Source organism: Rhodoferax sp. GW821-FHT07G04, assembly GCF_059418585.1.
Map to the genome: position 1 here is coordinate 1,417,984 of NZ_JBWKQD010000001.1, position 17,566 is coordinate 1,435,549.

At 62.7% G+C, this 17,566-nt stretch carries 15 protein-coding genes; 6 read left to right on the forward strand and 9 right to left on the reverse strand.

The features are described 5' to 3' along the window. Nucleotides 1–7: 7 nt before the first annotated feature. From AC07OO_RS06515 to AC07OO_RS06545, 7 genes are all read right to left on the reverse strand, one after another. Complete coding sequence (locus AC07OO_RS06515; RefSeq protein WP_495081232.1) at nucleotides 8–1,186, reverse strand: acyl-CoA dehydrogenase family protein; 1,179 nt, start codon at nucleotides 1,184–1,186, stop codon at nucleotides 8–10. Next, nucleotides 1,183–2,355 (reverse strand): acyl-CoA dehydrogenase family protein, encoded by a 1,173-nt coding sequence (locus AC07OO_RS06520; protein ID WP_495081233.1) that lies wholly within the window; start codon nucleotides 2,353–2,355, stop codon nucleotides 1,183–1,185. The genes AC07OO_RS06515 and AC07OO_RS06520 overlap by 4 nt, the downstream gene beginning before the upstream one ends. A gap of 29 nt (nucleotides 2,356–2,384) precedes the next feature. Next, nucleotides 2,385–3,269 carry an SDR family oxidoreductase gene (locus AC07OO_RS06525; RefSeq protein ID WP_495081234.1) on the reverse strand — a complete coding sequence of 295 codons (885 nt, stop codon included), beginning with the start codon at nucleotides 3,267–3,269 and terminating at the stop codon, nucleotides 2,385–2,387. A gap of 12 nt (nucleotides 3,270–3,281) precedes the next feature. Beyond that, on the reverse strand, nucleotides 3,282–3,935 hold the full coding sequence (locus AC07OO_RS06530) for a TetR/AcrR family transcriptional regulator (protein WP_495081235.1): 654 nt from the start codon (nucleotides 3,933–3,935) through the stop codon (nucleotides 3,282–3,284). A 157-nt stretch (nucleotides 3,936–4,092) separates the two neighbouring features. Continuing rightward, nucleotides 4,093–5,349, reverse strand: coding sequence for a response regulator (locus AC07OO_RS06535; protein ID WP_495081236.1), 1,257 nt, complete (start codon nucleotides 5,347–5,349; stop codon nucleotides 4,093–4,095). Nucleotides 5,350–5,440: 91 nt separating this feature from the next. Continuing rightward, nucleotides 5,441–8,209 (reverse strand): M16 family metallopeptidase, encoded by a 2,769-nt coding sequence (locus AC07OO_RS06540; protein WP_495081237.1) that lies wholly within the window; start codon nucleotides 8,207–8,209, stop codon nucleotides 5,441–5,443. Between the two features lie 96 nt (nucleotides 8,210–8,305). Further along, entirely contained in the window at nucleotides 8,306–8,881 is a 576-nt protein-coding gene (locus AC07OO_RS06545; RefSeq protein WP_495081238.1) for a TetR/AcrR family transcriptional regulator, read from the reverse strand. Between the two features lie 87 nt (nucleotides 8,882–8,968). Between AC07OO_RS06545 and AC07OO_RS06550 the strand changes: the two genes are divergently transcribed. The 3 genes from AC07OO_RS06550 (at nucleotide 8,969) to AC07OO_RS06560 (ending at nucleotide 11,447) form a co-directional block, all read left to right on the forward strand. Next, the gene (locus AC07OO_RS06550) at nucleotides 8,969–10,102 is read left to right on the forward strand and encodes a thiolase family protein (RefSeq protein ID WP_495081239.1); all 1,134 of its coding nucleotides are present in this window, start codon (nucleotides 8,969–8,971) and stop codon (nucleotides 10,100–10,102) included. A gap of 15 nt (nucleotides 10,103–10,117) precedes the next feature. Continuing rightward, nucleotides 10,118–10,822 (forward strand): SDR family oxidoreductase, encoded by a 705-nt coding sequence (locus tag AC07OO_RS06555; protein WP_495081240.1) that lies wholly within the window; start codon nucleotides 10,118–10,120, stop codon nucleotides 10,820–10,822. Nucleotides 10,823–10,931: 109 nt separating this feature from the next. Continuing rightward, nucleotides 10,932–11,447, forward strand: coding sequence for an outer membrane beta-barrel protein (locus AC07OO_RS06560; RefSeq protein WP_495081241.1), 516 nt, complete (start codon nucleotides 10,932–10,934; stop codon nucleotides 11,445–11,447). 76 nt (nucleotides 11,448–11,523) lie between these two features. Here the strand turns inward: AC07OO_RS06560 and AC07OO_RS06565 are convergent, their stop codons facing one another. Then, on the reverse strand, nucleotides 11,524–12,177 hold the full coding sequence (locus AC07OO_RS06565; protein ID WP_495081242.1) for a pyridoxamine 5'-phosphate oxidase family protein: 654 nt from the start codon (nucleotides 12,175–12,177) through the stop codon (nucleotides 11,524–11,526). A 105-nt stretch (nucleotides 12,178–12,282) separates the two neighbouring features. Between AC07OO_RS06565 and pdxR the strand changes: the two genes are divergently transcribed. The 3 genes from pdxR to AC07OO_RS06580 all read left to right on the forward strand — a co-directional run bounded on the left by pdxR (nucleotide 12,283) and on the right by AC07OO_RS06580 (nucleotide 16,811). Next, the gene (pdxR, locus tag AC07OO_RS06570; protein WP_495081243.1) at nucleotides 12,283–13,755 is read left to right on the forward strand and encodes a MocR-like pyridoxine biosynthesis transcription factor PdxR; all 1,473 of its coding nucleotides are present in this window, start codon (nucleotides 12,283–12,285) and stop codon (nucleotides 13,753–13,755) included. A 111-nt stretch (nucleotides 13,756–13,866) separates the two neighbouring features. After that, entirely contained in the window at nucleotides 13,867–15,714 is a 1,848-nt protein-coding gene (locus AC07OO_RS06575) for a DUF3857 domain-containing transglutaminase family protein (RefSeq protein WP_495081244.1), read from the forward strand. 176 nt (nucleotides 15,715–15,890) lie between these two features. Next, nucleotides 15,891–16,811: a TraB/GumN family protein gene (locus tag AC07OO_RS06580; RefSeq protein WP_495081245.1), complete on the forward strand. Its 921-nt coding sequence runs from the start codon at nucleotides 15,891–15,893 to the stop codon at nucleotides 16,809–16,811. Between the two features lie 60 nt (nucleotides 16,812–16,871). On the opposite strand, the gene AC07OO_RS06585 is transcribed toward AC07OO_RS06580, so the two are convergent. Further along, entirely contained in the window at nucleotides 16,872–17,516 is a 645-nt protein-coding gene (locus AC07OO_RS06585) for a TetR/AcrR family transcriptional regulator (protein ID WP_495081246.1), read from the reverse strand. Nucleotides 17,517–17,566 lie beyond the last annotated feature (50 nt).

The window sequence follows — 17,566 nt, forward strand, 5'->3', positions numbered from 1 at the left end:
AGCATTGTCACAGACCGAGCTGGCGCGATGCCAACTCCTTCATGATTTCCTCGGCACCACCACCAATCATCATGACCTTGACCTCACGGTAGATGCGCTCGCAAGCCGTGCCGCGCATAAAGCCCATGCCGCCCAATATCTGCACACCCTGGTCGGCGCAGAACTGCATGGTTTGGGTGGCGTGGTTTTTCAATAAGCAAACCTGCGCGACCCACTCCGCACCCTTGGCAGACTTATCGCCCCGATCACCCGCGTCAGCCCTTGCCGATACGGCGTTGAGCCAGGCGCGCGTGGACTCGATCCGCATCTTCATGTCCATCAGCTTGTGGCGTATCACCTGGTGGTCCACCAGCGCGCTGCCAAAGGTCTTGCGCTGCTGCGCCCAGGCCAAGGCCTCGTCATAACAACACTCGGCAAAACCCAGCGCCATCGCCGACATGGCCAAACGCTCGCCATTGAAGTTGGTCAGGATGATCTTGAAACCCGAGCCCTCTTCGCCGACCAGATTACCCACCGGCACGCGCACGCCGTCAAAACGGATCTGCGCCGTATCCGAACACAACCACCCCATCTTCTTGAGCGGGCTGCGCGTCAGGCCCACGGCATCACCAGGCACCATCAGCATGGAGATGCCCATCGGCCCCTTGTTCTGCGGGTCGGTGCGCACCGCCACCGTCAACCAGTCGGCGCGCACACCGGAGGTGATGAAAACTTTTTCACCATCAACGACATATTCGTCACCCTCACGGCGTGCCGTGGTCTTGAGCGCCGACACATCGGTACCCCCGCCCGGTTCGGTGATGGCCAAGGCGGCAATCTTCCTGCCGGCCAGCACATCGGGAATCACCTGCTGCTGCAAGGCCGTACTGCCGTGGCGCACAACGGGCGGTAGCCCAATGTTGTGGCTGAACAGGCTGGCCATCAGGCCACCGCTGCCGCCATGGCGGGCCAACGCTACCGTCATCGCATTGCGCAGACTCCACGGTGCGGGTGTGCCACCCAGTGCCTCGGGGTAGCCCATGGCCAGCCAGCCAAGATCGGCAGCGCGCTGGTACAGGGCGCGCGGGAATTGACCCGCTTCTTCCCAAACCTCCAGGTTTGGCTTGAGCTCGGTCTGCACAAAACGGCGCACACCGTCTTCAATGGCGGCTATGTCTTCTGCGCCTGCTTCGAACTCCTCGGTCATGCGGACTTGCGTTTGGCCACGCCCATGGTCTTTGCGATGATGCCCATCATGACCTCGTCCGCACCACCTCCGATGGAGCCCAGACGGCCATCACGGAACAGGCGTGCCACCTTGTTCTCCCAGGTGTAGCCCATGCCGCCCCAGAACTGCAGGCAGCCATCGGCCACCACGCGGTTCAGGCGCCCGGCTTTCAGCTTGGCCATGGAGGCCAGCTCCAGCACATCCTTGCCGCTGACATACAGCTCGCAGGTGCGGTAGGTCAGTGCGCGCAGGGCTTCCACCTCGGTCTTCATCTCGGCCAGCTTGAATTGCACCCACTGCTGGTCGGCCAGCGTGGCGCCAAACATCTTGCGCTCCTGCGCCCACTCCACGGTCCAGTCAATGCAGTTATTCAAGGACTGCACACAACTGGCGGCGCACCACAGGCGCTCTTCTTGGAACTGCTGCATCTGGTAGACAAAGCCCGCGCCTTCCTGCCCAATCAGGTTGCGCTGCGGCACGCGCACCTCGTCGAAGTAGATGAGCCCGGTGTCGCTGGAGTGCATGCCGATTTTCTTGATCTTCTGCGCCACCGAGATGCCCTTGCGCAGCTTGCCGTTCTCACGCATCGGCACCATGACCAGGCTCTTGTTCTTGTGCGCAGGGCCGTCACCGGTGTTGACCAGCATGCACATCCAGTCCGCCTGCAGGCTGTTGGTGATCCACATCTTCTGGCCCGTGATGACATAGTCGCCGCCGTCCTTGCGTGCGCGGCTGGTGATGGCCGACACATCGCTGCCTGCGCCGGGCTCGCTGACGCCTATGCATCCCACGGTGTCGCCTGCGATAGCCGGCACCAGAAACTCCTTCTTCAGCTCTTCACTGCCAAAACGCGCCAGCGCCGGCGTGCACATATCGGTCTGCACGCCGATGGCCATGGGCACGCCACCGCAGTCGATATGGCCCAGGGTTTCGGCCATGGCCATGCCGTAGGAATAGTCCAACCCCGCGCCACCATAGGCCTCGGGTTTGGTCAGACCCAGTAATCCCAAATTACCCAACTTCTTGAAGATTTCGTGGGCGGGGAACATTTCCGCCGCCTCCCATTCGTCGACATGGGGGTTGATTTCGGCGTCGATAAAACGCTTCAGGGTTTTCTGGATTTCCAGGTGTTCGTGTGTGAATTGCATGGTGTTGGGTCCAAAGAGGTTGGAGAGGCTCAGACCTGAAACACCTTGGGTGTCTCTGCTCTATGGAATCCGTTGAAAGGCTTGACCGCATCACGCGCCTGCACCGCCGCATCCGGCACGCGCATGGGGTAGCCGGTGCGGGCCTGCGGCCGTGCGCCGTCTATGCGCAGCGTGGTGCCGCTGATGAAGGACGCGGCCGGGCTCAGCAAAAACACGATGCCGGCAGCGGTCTCGGCCTCGGTGCCAAAACGCCCAGCAGGGATGGTCTTGGCCATTTCGCGCAGCATAGGCCCCACCTCGGGCGGATAGTTGTCCATGCCGCTGGAGGCGATATAGCCCGGCGCCACGGCGTTGACGCGCACCCCCCGGGCCGCCCACTCCAGTGCTGCCGTTTCGGTGAAGCTGACCATGCCGGCTCGTGCCGCACCGCTGTGGCCCATGCCGGGCATGGAGCCCCACATGTCGGCCACGATGTTGACGATGGCGCCGCCGGTCTTGTTCATGCCCTGCAGATAACACTCGCGCGCCATCAGGAAGCCGCCGGTCAGGTTGGTGTTGACCACCGCTTCCCAGCCCTTGGCGCTGATGGCCTCCAGTGGCGTCATGAACTGGCCGCCGGCATTGTTGACCAGGCCGTACACAGCACCGTGCTGCGCCACGATGGCGGTCACGGTTTGCTTGACGGCCTCTTCCTGGCGGATGTCGCAAACCTGGAAACTCACCTTGCCGCCATCTTGCAAGATCTCGTCCGCCACCTTCTGCAGCTTCTCGACCTTGCGCCCGACCAGCGCTACTGTGGCGCCCAGTGCGGCCAACTCATGCGCAGCGCAACGCCCAATGCCCGAGCCACCACCAGTGACTATGACAACCTTGCCCGTGAACAGACCCGGCGCAAATACGGAACCGTAACCCATACAAACCTCGAATCAGTTTAGAAATAGAGACATGGCAGCGTCGGACAGCTCTTGCAGCGACGCGCCTTTCTTGGCATCAAACCACTGCACCGACCAGTTCAGCGCACCCAGTATCAGCAAGCGGGCCAGACGCACCGGTGCGCGCAGTTCACCGCTGGCGTGCAAGGCCGTCAGCACGGGCAGCCATAGTGCCTCGTACTCCGCAATCAACTGGCCCAGCGCCTTGTGCTGGCGCGGCGGGAGCGAGCGCGACTCGTACAGCATCACCGGCACGAAGTCGCTACCTGGCCCCAGCAGCACCTCAAAATGGACAGTGACCAAGGCCCGCAGTTGGGCGGCGGGCGCCAGGTCGACAAAGCCTGGCGCTTGCGTTGCAGTGCGCTGGCGATCCAGAGCCGAGCGCATACCCTCTTCCATGACGGCATACAGCAACGCGTCTTTGCTTTTAAAGTGATAGAACGGCGAGCCGCTTTGCATGCCGGCAGCGGCGGCGATGTCCCGCGTGGTGGTGGCAGCAAAGCCCTTGCGCCGAAACAGCTTGGCTGCCGACGCCAGCAACTCCTGGCGGCGGTTGCCGTCGTCGCGTTCGTCCACCGTTTTGCGCGGGCGGCCACGGGGGCGCTTGGCGGCGGTGTCCGATGGTGGCGGTGCAATATCAGGCTTCATGCAGCCAACGATACCAAATTCAACTATTTATAGCAAGCATTTGCTTTGTATAAATATAGACGACTGTCGCACAGGCGCCTCTGGCCAGAGCATCGCAAGCCAAACATGCCACTAGCCCCCTAGATTATTAGGCCAATTGCTCTGAATTTAATAGCATCTATGCATTGCGTGGCCCTGGCAGCACGCACGGGAGTTCGACCTCAAAGCGGGTACCCTCGCCCAAAGTAGACGACACAGCAATGCGTCCGCCCAGAGTCTTGTTCACCAGATTGCGCACGATAGCCATGCCCAGACCGGTGCCACCCTTGCCGATCTTGGTGCTGAAGAAGGGCACAAACAATTTCTCCAGATGTTCGGGCGTCATGCCCACGCCGTTGTCGACAAAGGCGATCTGCACCTGGTCGCCATGCCGGTGCGCCTCTATTCTCAGCACGCCATTGCTACGGCCCTCAAACGCGTGCAGGTAGGCGTTGTTGACCAGGTTGATAACCATCTGCCCCAACGGTCCTGGCAGGCTGTCCATGGCAATGCCTTCGGGTATGTCCACCACCACTTTATGCGGGTGGCGCTTGAGGCTGGGACTCAGCGTGTGCAGGATCTCGTTGACCGCAAGGGCCAGATCGAAATGGCGGCGCTGCTCGCTGGCCTGGTCGGCTGCCACCTGGCGGAAATTGGCCAACAGCTCCACCGAACGCTCCAGGTTGCGCTGCAGCAGCGACACCCCTTCGGACACCTGCTCCATGTAATGTTCCAGCTCCGAACGTTTCAAGCGGCCAGCCTGCATATCGCGCACCATGTCCCGGGTGTGCTCAGCCAAGGTGCCGGCCACCATCTTGCTATTGCCCAGCGGTGTACCCAGCTCGTGCGAGACTCCGGCAATCATCGTGCTCAGCGTGGCATTGGCGGCGCTGTGGGCCAGTTCTTCCTGCGACTGCTGCAAGTGCTCCAGCGCCCGTTCCAATTCGGCAGTGCGCTGGGCGACACGCTCTTCCAGGTGGTGGTTCAGGTCTTGCACTTGGCGCAAGGTCTGGCGCAGCATCAACTGGGAGCTGACCCGCGCCTTGACTACCGAAGCATTGACTGGCTTGGAAATGAAGTCCACAGCACCCATTTGCAAGGCGGCGGACTCCTCCTCCGGGTTGTTCTGGCCGGTGACAAAGATGATGGGGATGTCGCGGGTGCGCGGGTCGGCCTTCAGCTGGGTGCAGACCTGGTGGCCATCCATGACTGGCATCACCACGTCCAGCAGGATCAGATCGGGCAATTGGCGGGCACACAAAGCCAATGCCTGGGCGCCGGTGGTGGCCGAGGCGATTGTGTAATCGTCTTTGAAAATATGGTGCAACAGCTGGATGTTGAGGACCTGGTCATCCACCAGCAGCAGAGTCGGTTTGTGCGGCGTATGTTGGGTCATGTCAATGACAGACTCTGCGCCAAATCGGCCCTAAAGGCAAGCACCGGAACCGGCCCGTTGCGGGTCGCGATTCCGATGCACTTTGCGCTATTTATTTAGCGCCAAACGTTCCAGCCTTGACCATGACCATATTCTCGGGCTTGAGGTACTTCTTGATCGAAGCATTGACTTGTTCAGGCGTCAATGCCTGCAGTTTGACGGGAAAGTCGTCCAGCCAGTTGGCGTCGTAGCCGCGGTTCACGGCGTTCAGCAGCGCACCGGCCATACCGGCGGTGGTGGCCAAGCCAACTTTGAAGGATCCGATCAGGTTGCTCTTGCGGGCACTGACCTCGGTCGGCGTCACGCCGGCGTCGTACCAGAGCTTGAGTTGGCGTTGTGTTGACGCGATGCCCTTATCCAGCAGGTCGGGAGCAAAGGTGGCCACGATGCGCCAATCGCCGTCGTTGAAATTGTCGTTGGCGGTGAAAGCACCCACGCCATAGGTCAGGCCTTCCTTGTCACGCACATTGGCCATCAGGCGGCCAGTAAAGCCACTGCCCAGAATGGCCGTGGCCAGGCGCAGGGACTGGTAGTCGGGATCGGTGTAACGCAAACCGCTGGGCTGGCCCCAGGCGACAGACACGCTGGTCTTGCCCTCCATCACCACGTTTTGCGTGGCACCGCTCACGGGGTCGGCTGGCTTGGCGGCGCGCACCACGGCACGGCCACCGGTCCAACCGCCAAAGGCACGCTCAATCTCGCTGTGCAGCGCGGCCACGTCCACATCGCCCGCCACCACCAGGTTCATGCCAGCGGGGCCGTAGTTGGCTTTATGGAAGGCCACCACATCATCCAGCGTGGCCGCTTCAATGGCGGCCAGCATGTCGTCGGGCGCAGTGCTGCGGTTGGGGTGGCCCACCGGATACACCGCGCGGCTGAAAGCATCGCTGGCGCGGAAATCCGTGCTCTCCAGGTTGCGCTTGATACCGCCGGCCATTTGCTTCTTGGCCTTGGCGAACTCTTCGGCGCTGAAGGCCGGTGTGCGCAATTGCTCGGCCACCAGGCCCAGCACCAGCGGCACGTCTTTCTTCAACGCACGGGCGGTGATGTCCAACACGTCCACGCCCACGCGGAAGGTGATGGTGGCGCCTACCGACTCCAGCTTCTCGGCGATGACAAACTTGTCTTGTGTCTTCGTCCCCTGGTCCAGCAGCATGCCGGTCAGCGTGGGAATGGCGGGGTTTCCGCCCGCGCTCAGCGCACGCCCGGCGGGCAGGGAGGCACTGACGGTCACCACGTCTTTGACGCCCATGGGGTAGGCGATCACGTCAATACCGGCCACCTTGCTGCGCTTGGCGTTGGCGGCGAACTTGGCTGTGGCTGCAGGCGCAGCTGCTGCACCACCACCCATCTCCTTGGCCGCAGCCATTGTGGGTTGGCCGTGGCTGTGGGCCGGGTCACGGTAGTAGTAGGGTCCACCAACGTGGCTGTCCTTGAAACCGGCCTTGGGGGCGGCACCCGCAGCAGCCGCGCCGTCCGTTGTGGGAATGAACCAGCCGGTGGTGCTGGAGTCTTCCACCAAATACTTCTGCGCCACGCGCTGGATGTCGGCCACGGTGACTTTTTTCGCGGCTTCGTCCAGGCTGTAGAACAGGGTCCAATCGCCCGCGGCAATGTATTCGTTGATGTTGCCGGCAATGCCAAAAGAGCCGTCGAGCTTGAAGGCGGCGTCGGCGGCCACCTTGGCGGCGGCGGCCTTGAGTTCGGTCTCGGTCACGCCGTCCTTCTTCAAGCGTTCAACTTCGGCCACGATGATGGCTTCCACCTCGTCATGCTTGGCGCCGGGGGCCAGCGGCGCAAACACGATGTCCATGGACGTGTCGTGGAAGATACCCAGTTCGCCTTCCACACCGGTAGACAAATTCTTGTTGGTGATCGCCTTGTACATGCGGCTGTTCTTGCCGTCGGTCAGGATGGCGGTCATCAACTGCACGGCCGCAAAGTCGGGATCGGTCGCCGGAGGAACCTTGTAGGCCACGGCCACCACACCCAATTGGCCCGGCCGCTTGACGACCAGGCGGCGCGCGCCGCTCTGCTTGGGCTCTTCGGTGTACATCTCGGGAATGGGCTTGGGCGAGCGAGGGTAGACACCAAACGACTTCTTCACCATCTCCAGCGCCTTGGCGGGCTCAAAGTCACCAATGATGGTGATGGTGGCGTTGTTGGGCCAGTAGAAGGTGTCGTAGAACGCGCGCAGCTTTTCGATGGACACCTTTTCAATATCACTGCGATGACCAATGGTGCTGTGGTGGTAGGGGTGGGCCACAAAAGCGGTCTGGTAGATCTCTTTGTACAGCGCCTGGATGGGCGAGTTTTCACCACGCTCAAACTCGTTGCGCACCACGGTCATCTCGGGCTTGCGGTCGTCTTCGCGCAACAGCAGGTTGCGCATGCGGTCAGCTTCCATGCCCATCACCGTGCCCAGGTGTTCGCTGCCCATGTTGGCGTAGTAGTTGGTGCGGTCCAACCATGTTGTGGCGTTGTACAGGGCGCCGGTGCGCTCCAGCAACTGGTCCACATTGTTGCCCATGGCACGGGTGTGGTTCTTGGACCCCTTGAACATCAGGTGCTCCAGCAAGTGGGTCGCACCGGTGGTGCCCGTCACCTCGTTGCGCGAGCCCACGCGGTAGGTCACCATGAAGGTGAGCGTAGGGCTGGAGTGCTCAGGCATCAGCAAAACCTGCAGGCCGTTGGACGAGAGCGTGTATTCGTCAATACTGCCCACGGTCTTGACGTGCTGGTAGCCATTGGCAGCCACCGGTGCCGCTTGTGACAGCACCGCGGCGAACACCAGGCTCGCGGTAAGAAGGAGTCGTTTCATGGTTCTTTCTGGGTCAAAAAAGACAAGCCGCAGACCTTAGCACAGGCGTGTAAATCCCTGCTGCGGGTAAACCATGCTGAATTAGTGACTCGCCGTTCAGTTGCTCGCGCCCGGCAAGGCGGCAGCCACCGTCTTCAGTATCTCGTCCGACAGCGCCTCGTCGTCCACCGCGCGGGCCAGTATCAGTGCACCGACCATGCTGGCATAGGCCACCACAGCCCGCTCGCGCTTGACCGCCTTCACGCGGCCCGGCGCAAAAGACGTGAACAGATCCAGCAACTTGCGCGTGCCCTCGGTCACCGCGCTGCGCAGGCTGGGGCCCTGGCGCGACGCGTCGGCACCCAGAGCGGCCATCACGCAGCCCTCGCCCGGGTTGTCGCGGTGCTGGCGGCTGAGGTAGCCCTTCATCACTGCGGCCAACGGGTTGCCATCGGTGCGCGCGGCCACCGTGTTCCAGATGTCCGCCGAGCTGTCGAACGAGCGGGCGCAGGCCTCGGCCATCAGTTCCTCCTTGGAGGCGAACTGGCCATAGAAGCCGCCGTGTGTCAGCCCTGCACCCTTCATCAGGTCGGCGACACCAATGCCGTCAAAGCCGCGTTCGCGGAACAGTCGAGCGGCGACTTCCAACACGCGGTCGCGGTTCTGACTGGCTTGTTCCCGTGTCACTTTCATGGTCATTCCTCTGTAGTCGTTTGCATTTTAAATGATGATCAACATATAATTCAATCATGACGATCATCATTTAAAAAGGACTCCACCATGAAAGCAGTCATTGCCGGTTACGCCCGCTCCCCTTTCACCTTTGCCAAGAAAGGCGCGCTAGCCACCGTGCGCCCGGACGACCTGGCGGCGCAGGTGGTCAGGGGTTTGCTAAAACGCACCGACCTGGACCCCGCGCTGATTGAAGATGTGATCCTGGGCTGCGCCTATCCCGAGGCCGCGCAAGGCAACAACCTGGCGCGCATCGTCGGCCTGCTGGCTGGTTTGCCAACGGAAGTGGGTGGCATGACGGTGAACCGCTTCTGCGGCTCGTCCATGCAGGCCGTGCACATTGCGGCCGCGCAGATCGAGGCGGGCATGGGCGATGCATTCCTGTGCGTGGGTGTGGAGAGCATGACCATGGTGCCCCAGGGCGGTTTCAACTTTTCCCCCAACCCGCAATTGATGGAGGACACAGATGCCTACATCAGCATGGGCGACACCGCCGAGAACGTGGCCCAGCGCTGGGCCGTGAGCCGTGCAGACCAGGAACAGTTGGCCGTGGAATCCCACCGCAAGGCCGCTACCGCGCGTGAACAGGGCCGCTTGACCGGCGAGATCGTTCCCATCACCACGCCCGCAGGCGATGTGGTCAGCCAGGACGGCTGCATTCGCGCCGGTACCAATGCCGACGCCCTGGCCGCGCTGCGCCCTGTGTTCAAGGCTGATGGCGTGGTGACCGCTGGCACATCGTCCCCACTGACAGATGGCGCGGTGGCCGTGCTGTTGACCAGCGAAGCCTTTGCCAAGAAACACAACTTGCAGGCCACCGCACGCATCGTGTCCTTTGCCAGCGTGGGTGTGGACCCAGCCGTCATGGGCATTGGCCCCATCCCCGCCACCCGCAAGGCACTGACCCGTGCAGGGTTGACGGTTGCCGACCTGGAAGTGGTGGAGATCAACGAAGCCTTCTCGTCCCAAGCCTTGGCCTGCATCCGCGAGCTGGGCCTGAATCCTGCCACCGTGAACATCGACGGCGGCGGCCTGGCCATCGGCCACCCACTGGGCGCCACGGGTGCGCGCATCACTGGCAAGGCGGCAGCCCTGCTGGTGCGAGAGAACGCCCGCTACGCCCTTGCCACCCAATGCATTGGTGGCGGTCAAGGCATCGCCACCATCCTCGAACGCCTCTAACCAGAAAGAGAAATCATGCACATCAAAAACTCCGTCGTCCTCGTCACCGGTGCCAACCGCGGCCTGGGCCAGGCTTTTGTCAACGCGTTGCTGCAGGCCGGCGCTGCCAAAATTTATGCCGCCGCACGTGACCCTGCCAGCATCACACTGCAAGGCGTGACACCCATCCAACTGGACGTGACCAACGCAGCCCACATTGCGGCAGCCGCCCAACAGTGCACGGACGTGAACTTGCTCATTAACAACGCCGGCATTGGCCGCGGCTCGCCCTTTCTGGCTGTGGGCAGTGCCGACGCCGCGCGTGCCGAGCTGGAGACCAACTTCTTTGGCCCGCTGGCGCTAAGCCAGGCCTTTGCGCCCATCTTGCAAGCCAATGGCGGTGGCGGCGTTGTCAATGTGCTGTCGGTGCTGAGCTGGCTGAACCTGAGCGCCGCTGCCACCTACAGCGCGTCCAAATCCGCGGCATGGTCCTTGACCAATGGCCTGCGCAATGAGCTGCGCGCACAGGGCACCCAGGTGGTGGGTGTGCATGTGGGCTTCATGGACACCGACATGGCCCGCAAAGTGCCCGGCCCCAAGGTTGACCCGCTGGACGTGGCGCGCCAAACACTGGCCGCGCTGGAGGCCGGACAAGACGAAGTACTGGCCGATGACTTGAGCCGCAATGTGAAGCGCGGGCTGTCCGCCCAGCCTGGGGCGTATCTGGGGCAGGTGGGCTAGAGCCAAGGGTTTACCCGCATGGCGGGGTACAATGTCGGCCGCCCCGTTGGTAAGCGTCAACTATAGACACGGCCTGCGGGGCTCATTTCTATACATCACAAGGGAAAACATGTTTCTGAAAAAATTGGTAGCAGTTGCCGCCGTTGCACTGGTCTCTACCGTCGCCTCCGCCCAGGCCACAAACGATGGTTACTTCGGAGAAATCGCCTACACAGCCACTACCTTCAAGGTTGACGGCCTGTCCGGCGACTGGAAGCCCTCCGCATTGCGCGGCACTTTCGGCAAGGGTCTGAACGACAACTTCGCCGTTGAAGCCATGTTCCTGCTCGGCACCAACGACGCTAGCAACCTGGGCCTGAACATCAAGCTGTCCAGCGGCGCTGGCATCTACATCAAGCCCCGCGTTCAAATCGGTGACCTCGAGCTGTTCGCCCGTCTGGGCTGGGCCAACATCAACTCCAAAGTTGGCAACACAGACGCACGTGACAACGGCGGTTCTTACGGTATCGGTGCAGGCTACAGCTTCACCAAGTCCGTCAGCCTGAACGTGGACTACATGTCGTTCAACAACAGCAACGGTTCCAAGATCGACGGCACTTCCGTTGGTATCGGCTTCAAGTTCTAAGCTGCGACATCGGTTTTTTCTCAAAAAAGAAAAAGGGGCCTTGTGCCCCTTTTTTCATGCCTGTTCGAAAGCGCTGTCAGGTCGCAGTGGCCCACTGGCGCACATAGGCCGGCGCGGGCTGCGTGCACTGCGGGTCCACCACGGGAACACCGTGTTGTTGGACCAGTGGCAGCACACCTGTCCAGGCAGCAACTTCCATGTCTTCTACGTCGTCTGTCGGGCCGCCGGTGCGCATCTTGCAGGCGGCTTCATCCAACGCGATGCGCATGACCGTGGTGGCGGCCAGTTCCTTGGCATTGCCGGGACGGGCCTCGTGTTCACGGCCCGGGGCAATGTGGCGCATGAATGCGTCCATCGCTGCGGCCTTGGCCTCCACCTTTTCAAACTGGCCATAGACCATGGCCGATCGGTAGTTCATGGAATGGCTGAACGCCGAGCGTGCCAGCACCAGTCCATCTATGTGTGTGACTGTCACACAGGCCTGTGTGCCCTTGGCCAACAGCTTGATCAGGCGTCCGCCGTTGGAGCCGTGGATATACAAATGTTCGCCCTCGCGCCAGCAAGCGGTGGGTATGCAGTGCGTGCCCTTGTCGTCGGCAAAAGCCACATGGCACACATAGGCGGCGTCCAATATGGCGTGCAGCGTGGCGCGGTCGTAGTGCGCGTTCTCGGCAATGCGGCGTATGCGCGTGCGGTCGGTGGGGGCGGTAGCGGGGTCAGTCTGGTTCATGGGATTCCGTTCAAATCAAGGAGGCAGAATGTAGGACTTTTATGGACCCTTAAAAAGGTCCACGAATGCACTATTTTTTAGGGCCACGAAAGAAGCCGAACCGCCATGGACTACCAACTGTTGTTCTCTCGCTTTGTAGCCAACGCCCCACACGCACATTGGCCACGCCAGCGCCAGTTGCACGAATGCCTGCGCCACAGCATCCGCAGCGGCCTGCTTGCTGCCGGCACGCGCCTACCTGCCACCCGCACGCTGGCACAAGAGCTGGGCGTGTCGCGCAACACCGTGCTCTATGCCTATGACCAGTTGTCCACCGAAGGCTTTGTGCTGCCCGACCGGCGCGGCACCCTGGTCGCCCCTCTGGCCGCACTGGCCACGCCCACAGGACGCACGGCACCGACGCTGCGCAGCCGCCTGTCGCGCCGCGCGCAAGGCGTGCCCCTGATGCTGCCGGACGCCGAGCTGTCTGCCGCCTTTGCGCCCGGCGTGCCGGCGCTGGGCAGCTTCCCCACCACGCTGTGGCGGCGCCTGCTGGACCGGGCCTGGGCCGGCATGCGCCCCGCGCAGTTGAACTATGCCGACCCGGCCGGCGACGCCACGCTGCGCAGTGCCATCGCCGAACACTTGCGCGTGGCCCGCGGCGCGCTGGTGGACGCCAGCCAGGTCTTCATCACCGACGGCACGCAGAGCAGCCTGGACCTCTGCGCCCGCGCCTTTGCCGACCCTGGCGACACCGTGTGGATGGAGAACCCAGGCTACCAGGGCGCGAAGGTTGCGTTCCAGGGCGCGCAACTGCGCCCCATCGGCATCGTGGTGGATGCCGACGGCATGGCACCCACTGCCAGGGACTGGCAACAGCACCCGCCCAAGCTGGTCTACGTAACCCCCTCACACCAATACCCCACCGGCAGCGTGCTGAGCCTGGAGCGGCGCCTGGCACTCATTGCACAGGCGCGCAAGGCCGGGGCATTGATCATTGAGGACGATTACGACAGCGAGTTCCGCCACGACGGCCCGCCGCTGGCTTGCCTGCAAGGCCTGGCTGTGGACGCGCCCGTGCTGTACCTGGGCACCTTCAGCAAGACCATGTTTCCGGGGCTGCGCACCGGCTTTGTCGTGGTGCCCGCCAGCCTGGCGCCGCCCATGGCCGCATTGCTGGCACGCAGTGCACCGCGTGGACGCACGGCCGACCAATTGGCCCTGGCCGACTTCATGCGCAGCGGCCAGTTCAGTCTGCACCTGCGCCGCATGCGCCGGCTCTACCGCCAGCGGCGCGACGCGCTGGTCGCCGCGCTGCGAGAGCAATTGGGCGATGTGGCCGACGTACACGGTGGCACCGCCGGTATGCACCTGGCCCTGCGTCTGCACGACCCGCTGGCCAACGATGCCGCCATGAGCCGCCAGCTGCTGGCCCAAGGCATCGTTGCACCGGCACTGAGCCTGCACACCGTGGGCATGCGCACCCAGCCCTGGCGCGGCTTCCTGCTGGGCTATGCGCAAGTGCCGGTGGAGCAGATGCCGGGCCTGGTGAAGAAGCTTGCAACGGTGGTGTTGCACAACGCTCGCCAAGCGGCTTAGGGCCTCGGCTATCATCCCCGCCCACCCCTCGGCGGGCCGTCCAATCAGAAAAATGGGAGCGAGAGTTTGACAACTATTCGGCACGCCATACTGGCATGTGCTCTGTGCACTTTGGCATTGCAAGGCGCGTGGGCAAGCGAGGCATCTACCGACAACGACGCGGTCCTCGTCAAGAAGTGGTACCTGTTGTACGACGTCGCCTCGGATGGGCGCGCCACGCAGACCTTCGAGTCACTGCATGAGGTTCGGCAAGCCAGCGCACTGGAGAACGTGAAGACCTACGCATTCTCTTTCAGCACCAGCATCCAGACAGGTGAAATCCTGGAGGCCTATACCTTGAAGAAGGACGGCCGCAAGATTGCGGTCCCCGCCACCAACTTCCAGACCACCACCAACCAAGGCCGCGGCGACGCAGCGCCCATGTTTTCTGACCGCACCAGCCTGTCGGTGGTTTTTCCTGACTTGGCCGTGGGTGATTCCGTGGGTATTCGCTACACCATCGCAGACAAAGAGCCCATCTTCCCGGGACATTTCTCCATGACGCAAACCTGGTCTGCCTATCGGGGCTACCAGGACGCGCGCATCACCGTGCGCGCACCCAAGACCTTAAAGCTGGCCGTTGAGTCCCATCAGGTCCAGGAAATGCCGGTTGCAGAAGATGGTGACATGCGCACACTGCAATGGCGCTACCAAAACACCGCGCCCCTGCACTGGGATGAGAGCGACGCAGGCATCTGGCGCCTGGAGGAGAGCCCATCCGTCGCCGCATCTACCTTTGACAGCTATGAGGCCATCGCCAAGGCTTATGGTGAGCGCGCAATGCCCAAGGCCGAGCCCACTGCCCGCGTACGCGAACTGATGCAGTCGATTGTGGGTGATGAGAAGAAGCCCGCCGAGCGTGCCCGCCTGCTCTACGAGTGGGTCTCTCGCCATATCACCTACGCGGGCAACGACATCGGCGTGGGCGCCGTGGTACCCCGCAACCTGGATGTGGTGCTGGACAACAAGCTGGGCGACTGCAAGGACCATGCAACCTTGCTGCAAGCCCTGCTGACGGCTGCCGGCATTCGCAGCGAGCAGGCATTGACCCAACTCGGCAGTATCTATGACCTGCCTCAAACCCCTGTGATGACTGCATTCAACCACGTCATCAACTACCTGCCCGACCTCAAACTCTACGCAGACGCCACGGCCAAAGACGTGCCGTTTGGATACCTGGCGGCCAATAGCTATGGCAAGCCTGTCGCGCACATCGGCGTGGCAACCAACGCCGTAGCCACCACGCCGAACCAGCCCTACGACAAAACCGAACAGCGCCTCAGCATGAAGCTGAAGATTGCCAAAGACGGCAGTGCCTCGGGTGAATTGCAAGTGGCCCTGCGCGGCCTGGATGCGGCCAACGCACGCGCCCGCATGCGCGACATGGACAAAGATGCCGAGCGGGACTTTGTGAAGCGCGCACTCAATGCCTACGGCTACAAGGGCCAAGGCGTGCTCACCAAGGGCAACACCGAGGGCCTGTCGGACCAATATGGCTACCGCATGCGCTTTGAGATTGCCAACTTCCTGGAAGGCGGCGCGACCGGCGGGCTGGTGTTTTGGCCGGTCGTGGAGACCGCGCTGCCCGTGTCCTTGTTTGCGGACATCAAAACCAAAGTGGAACCGAACCGGCGCCACGCCTGCAACGGCTTCTCCAGCTACGAGACCTACGACATCACGCTGACGGCCGGCATCAAGCTCCTCGCATTACCTCCTGACAGCAAGGTTCACTCCCCCATACTGGATTACTCGGCCAAGTACCACCGCACCAAGTCGGGCGTGCAAATTGAGCGCGCGCTGCAAGACAGAACGCCCGTCAGCGTGTGCACTGCGGAAATGGCCGCCGAACTGCACCGCCGCGCATTGCCGGTCGCTGAAAACCTGCGCACCCAAGCCCTGTACCAACGTCAGTTGCATTGAGTGCGCCCCAAGCGCTGCGCTTCGTCGCAGGTGTCCGCGCTTGGTGCCACCGTCTCTGCAAATCGTCACCGTGCTGTTCTCGTGGTGATCGGCCGTCTCTAGCATCCCCTTCACAACGCGCAATCGCCCGTTGCGAAAGCGGCCCTGCAAAGCCGCGCATTCCTCAGAGACACGCTATGACCCACAACAACTACGACAGCAAGCAATCCCTTCAACTATCGCGTCGGCAACTCCTGCTTGCCGGCATGGCAGCCGGCAGCCTGACAACCCACGCGGCATGGGCCGACACATCCTCCTCCACGCCCCACTGGCCCCTGTGGTCCGTGGAAGGCCATGGCGGCAAGGCCTATGTGCTGGGCGGCACGCCGGCACGCGCCCAGCCCTGGCAAGACAAGCGTATCGCGCAGTTGCTACCCACCTGCTCCACACTGTGGGTGGAGACCAACCGCGTCGTGCGCGGCAATATGCGCGAGCTGGTGATGCGCCATGGCATGGACGGACAGCAGACGCCGCTGCCCCAACGCATAGGCACCAAAGAGGCTGAGCGCCTGACCCAGGCCGCGCAAGCGGCGCAGATGAAGCCTGAAGAGCTGGCGCCCTTTCGCCCCTGGCTGGCTGCGCTGACGCTGGAGAACGCCTACCACGCACACATTGGCCACGCAGAGTCTGGCACCGCCGAGAAGGTGCTGACCGCCATGGCGCAGAAGGCGGGCCTGGCGCTGCAAAGCGAGTTCCCCGCGCAAGACGATGTGATGACTTACATGGGCGCCCTGGCCGCAGACGAAGACCAGCAGTTCCTCAGCTATACGCTGGACCAGATCTTGGCCGGCCCCGCTGCCAACGAACGCATCTACGCCGACTGGGCGCGGGGCGACAGTGCCCGCGCGGCGCAAGAGGTGCTGCGGCTCAAGGCCCAGTACCCGGCGATGTATGCCCGCATGGTGCTGGGCCGCAACCGCAATTGGGTGCCCCGCTTTGACGCCATGCTGCGTGCCGACAAACCGGCCCTGGCCGTGCTGGGCCTGTACCACATGGCCGGGCCCGATAGCGTCTTGGTGCAGTTGCAAGCGCAGGGGTGGGCGGTGCGGGCTGTGTGAAGAAGGATCACCCTAGTATCACTACTATTTTTGTAGCGCTATGGTCAATTGTGACGAGGGCTACAACCCCTTTTCAACCATGTCGAGTAGCCGCTGACCGAACACTTCATAGTACGGCCCCACCGGCGCGGCCAGGGGACCGTCCACCACCAGCATGGCCAGGCCGTGCACGGCGGACCAGGCCAGCATCTCGGAACCCGGCCGCTTGGCCGCGGGCATGACACCGGCCTGCACCAGCAGGTCTACCGCATCGCATAGCAGCTCGTACGGGTTGCGCCCGCCGGGGCCGGCAGTGGGCCATTCGGGCGTAGCCTGTATCAACTTGTCAGAAAGTGCAAACGCGGTACGAAACAAGCCCGGCTCGGCCTTGGCGTAGCGCAAGTAGCCCGTGCCCACAGCGCGTACGCTGGCGCGGGCGTGGTCAGCGGGCGACAGGCCGGCTGGCAACGCGGCCAATTGTTCTTCCATGGATTGGGCCACCCCCGACAGCGCGTGGGCCCGCACCGCCACCAGCAACACCTGCTGGCTGGCGAAGTGGCGGTAGGCCGCATTGGGCGCCACGCCCGCGCGGCGCGTGGCTTCGCGCAGCGTGACGGCGGGCACCCCTCCTTCGCGGGCCAGCGCAATGGCGGCCTCTAGCAAGGCACGGCGCAGGTCGCCATGGCGGTAGGTTTTGCGGGCGGCGGGGGCAGTTGTAACAGGCATAGCTAGCAATGTGGACACTGTCCATTATCTATGCTATTGTTCTTGTGTAC

What these genes read in the sequence shown, in the direction of transcription:
- AC07OO_RS06520 (WP_495081233.1), bottom strand. Translation starts at nt 2,355, where the DNA reads ATGCAATTCACACACGAACACCTGGAAATCCAGAAAACCCTGAAGCGT.
- AC07OO_RS06555 (WP_495081240.1), top strand. Translation starts at nt 10,118, where the DNA reads ATGCACATCAAAAACTCCGTCGTCCTCGTCACCGGTGCCAACCGCGGC.
- AC07OO_RS06535 (WP_495081236.1), bottom strand. Translation starts at nt 5,349, where the DNA reads ATGACCCAACATACGCCGCACAAACCGACTCTGCTGCTGGTGGATGAC.
- AC07OO_RS06530 (WP_495081235.1), bottom strand. Translation starts at nt 3,935, where the DNA reads ATGAAGCCTGATATTGCACCGCCACCATCGGACACCGCCGCCAAGCGC.
- AC07OO_RS06550 (WP_495081239.1), top strand. Translation starts at nt 8,969, where the DNA reads ATGAAAGCAGTCATTGCCGGTTACGCCCGCTCCCCTTTCACCTTTGCC.
- AC07OO_RS06565 (WP_495081242.1), bottom strand. Translation starts at nt 12,177, where the DNA reads ATGAACCAGACTGACCCCGCTACCGCCCCCACCGACCGCACGCGCATA.
- AC07OO_RS06560 (WP_495081241.1), top strand. Translation starts at nt 10,932, where the DNA reads ATGTTTCTGAAAAAATTGGTAGCAGTTGCCGCCGTTGCACTGGTCTCT.
- AC07OO_RS06515 (WP_495081232.1), bottom strand. Translation starts at nt 1,186, where the DNA reads ATGACCGAGGAGTTCGAAGCAGGCGCAGAAGACATAGCCGCCATTGAA.
- AC07OO_RS06585 (WP_495081246.1), bottom strand. Translation starts at nt 17,516, where the DNA reads ATGCCTGTTACAACTGCCCCCGCCGCCCGCAAAACCTACCGCCATGGC.
- AC07OO_RS06545 (WP_495081238.1), bottom strand. Translation starts at nt 8,881, where the DNA reads ATGAAAGTGACACGGGAACAAGCCAGTCAGAACCGCGACCGCGTGTTG.
- AC07OO_RS06580 (WP_495081245.1), top strand. Translation starts at nt 15,891, where the DNA reads ATGACCCACAACAACTACGACAGCAAGCAATCCCTTCAACTATCGCGT.
- pdxR (WP_495081243.1), top strand. Translation starts at nt 12,283, where the DNA reads ATGGACTACCAACTGTTGTTCTCTCGCTTTGTAGCCAACGCCCCACAC.
- AC07OO_RS06540 (WP_495081237.1), bottom strand. Translation starts at nt 8,209, where the DNA reads ATGAAACGACTCCTTCTTACCGCGAGCCTGGTGTTCGCCGCGGTGCTG.
- AC07OO_RS06525 (WP_495081234.1), bottom strand. Translation starts at nt 3,269, where the DNA reads ATGGGTTACGGTTCCGTATTTGCGCCGGGTCTGTTCACGGGCAAGGTT.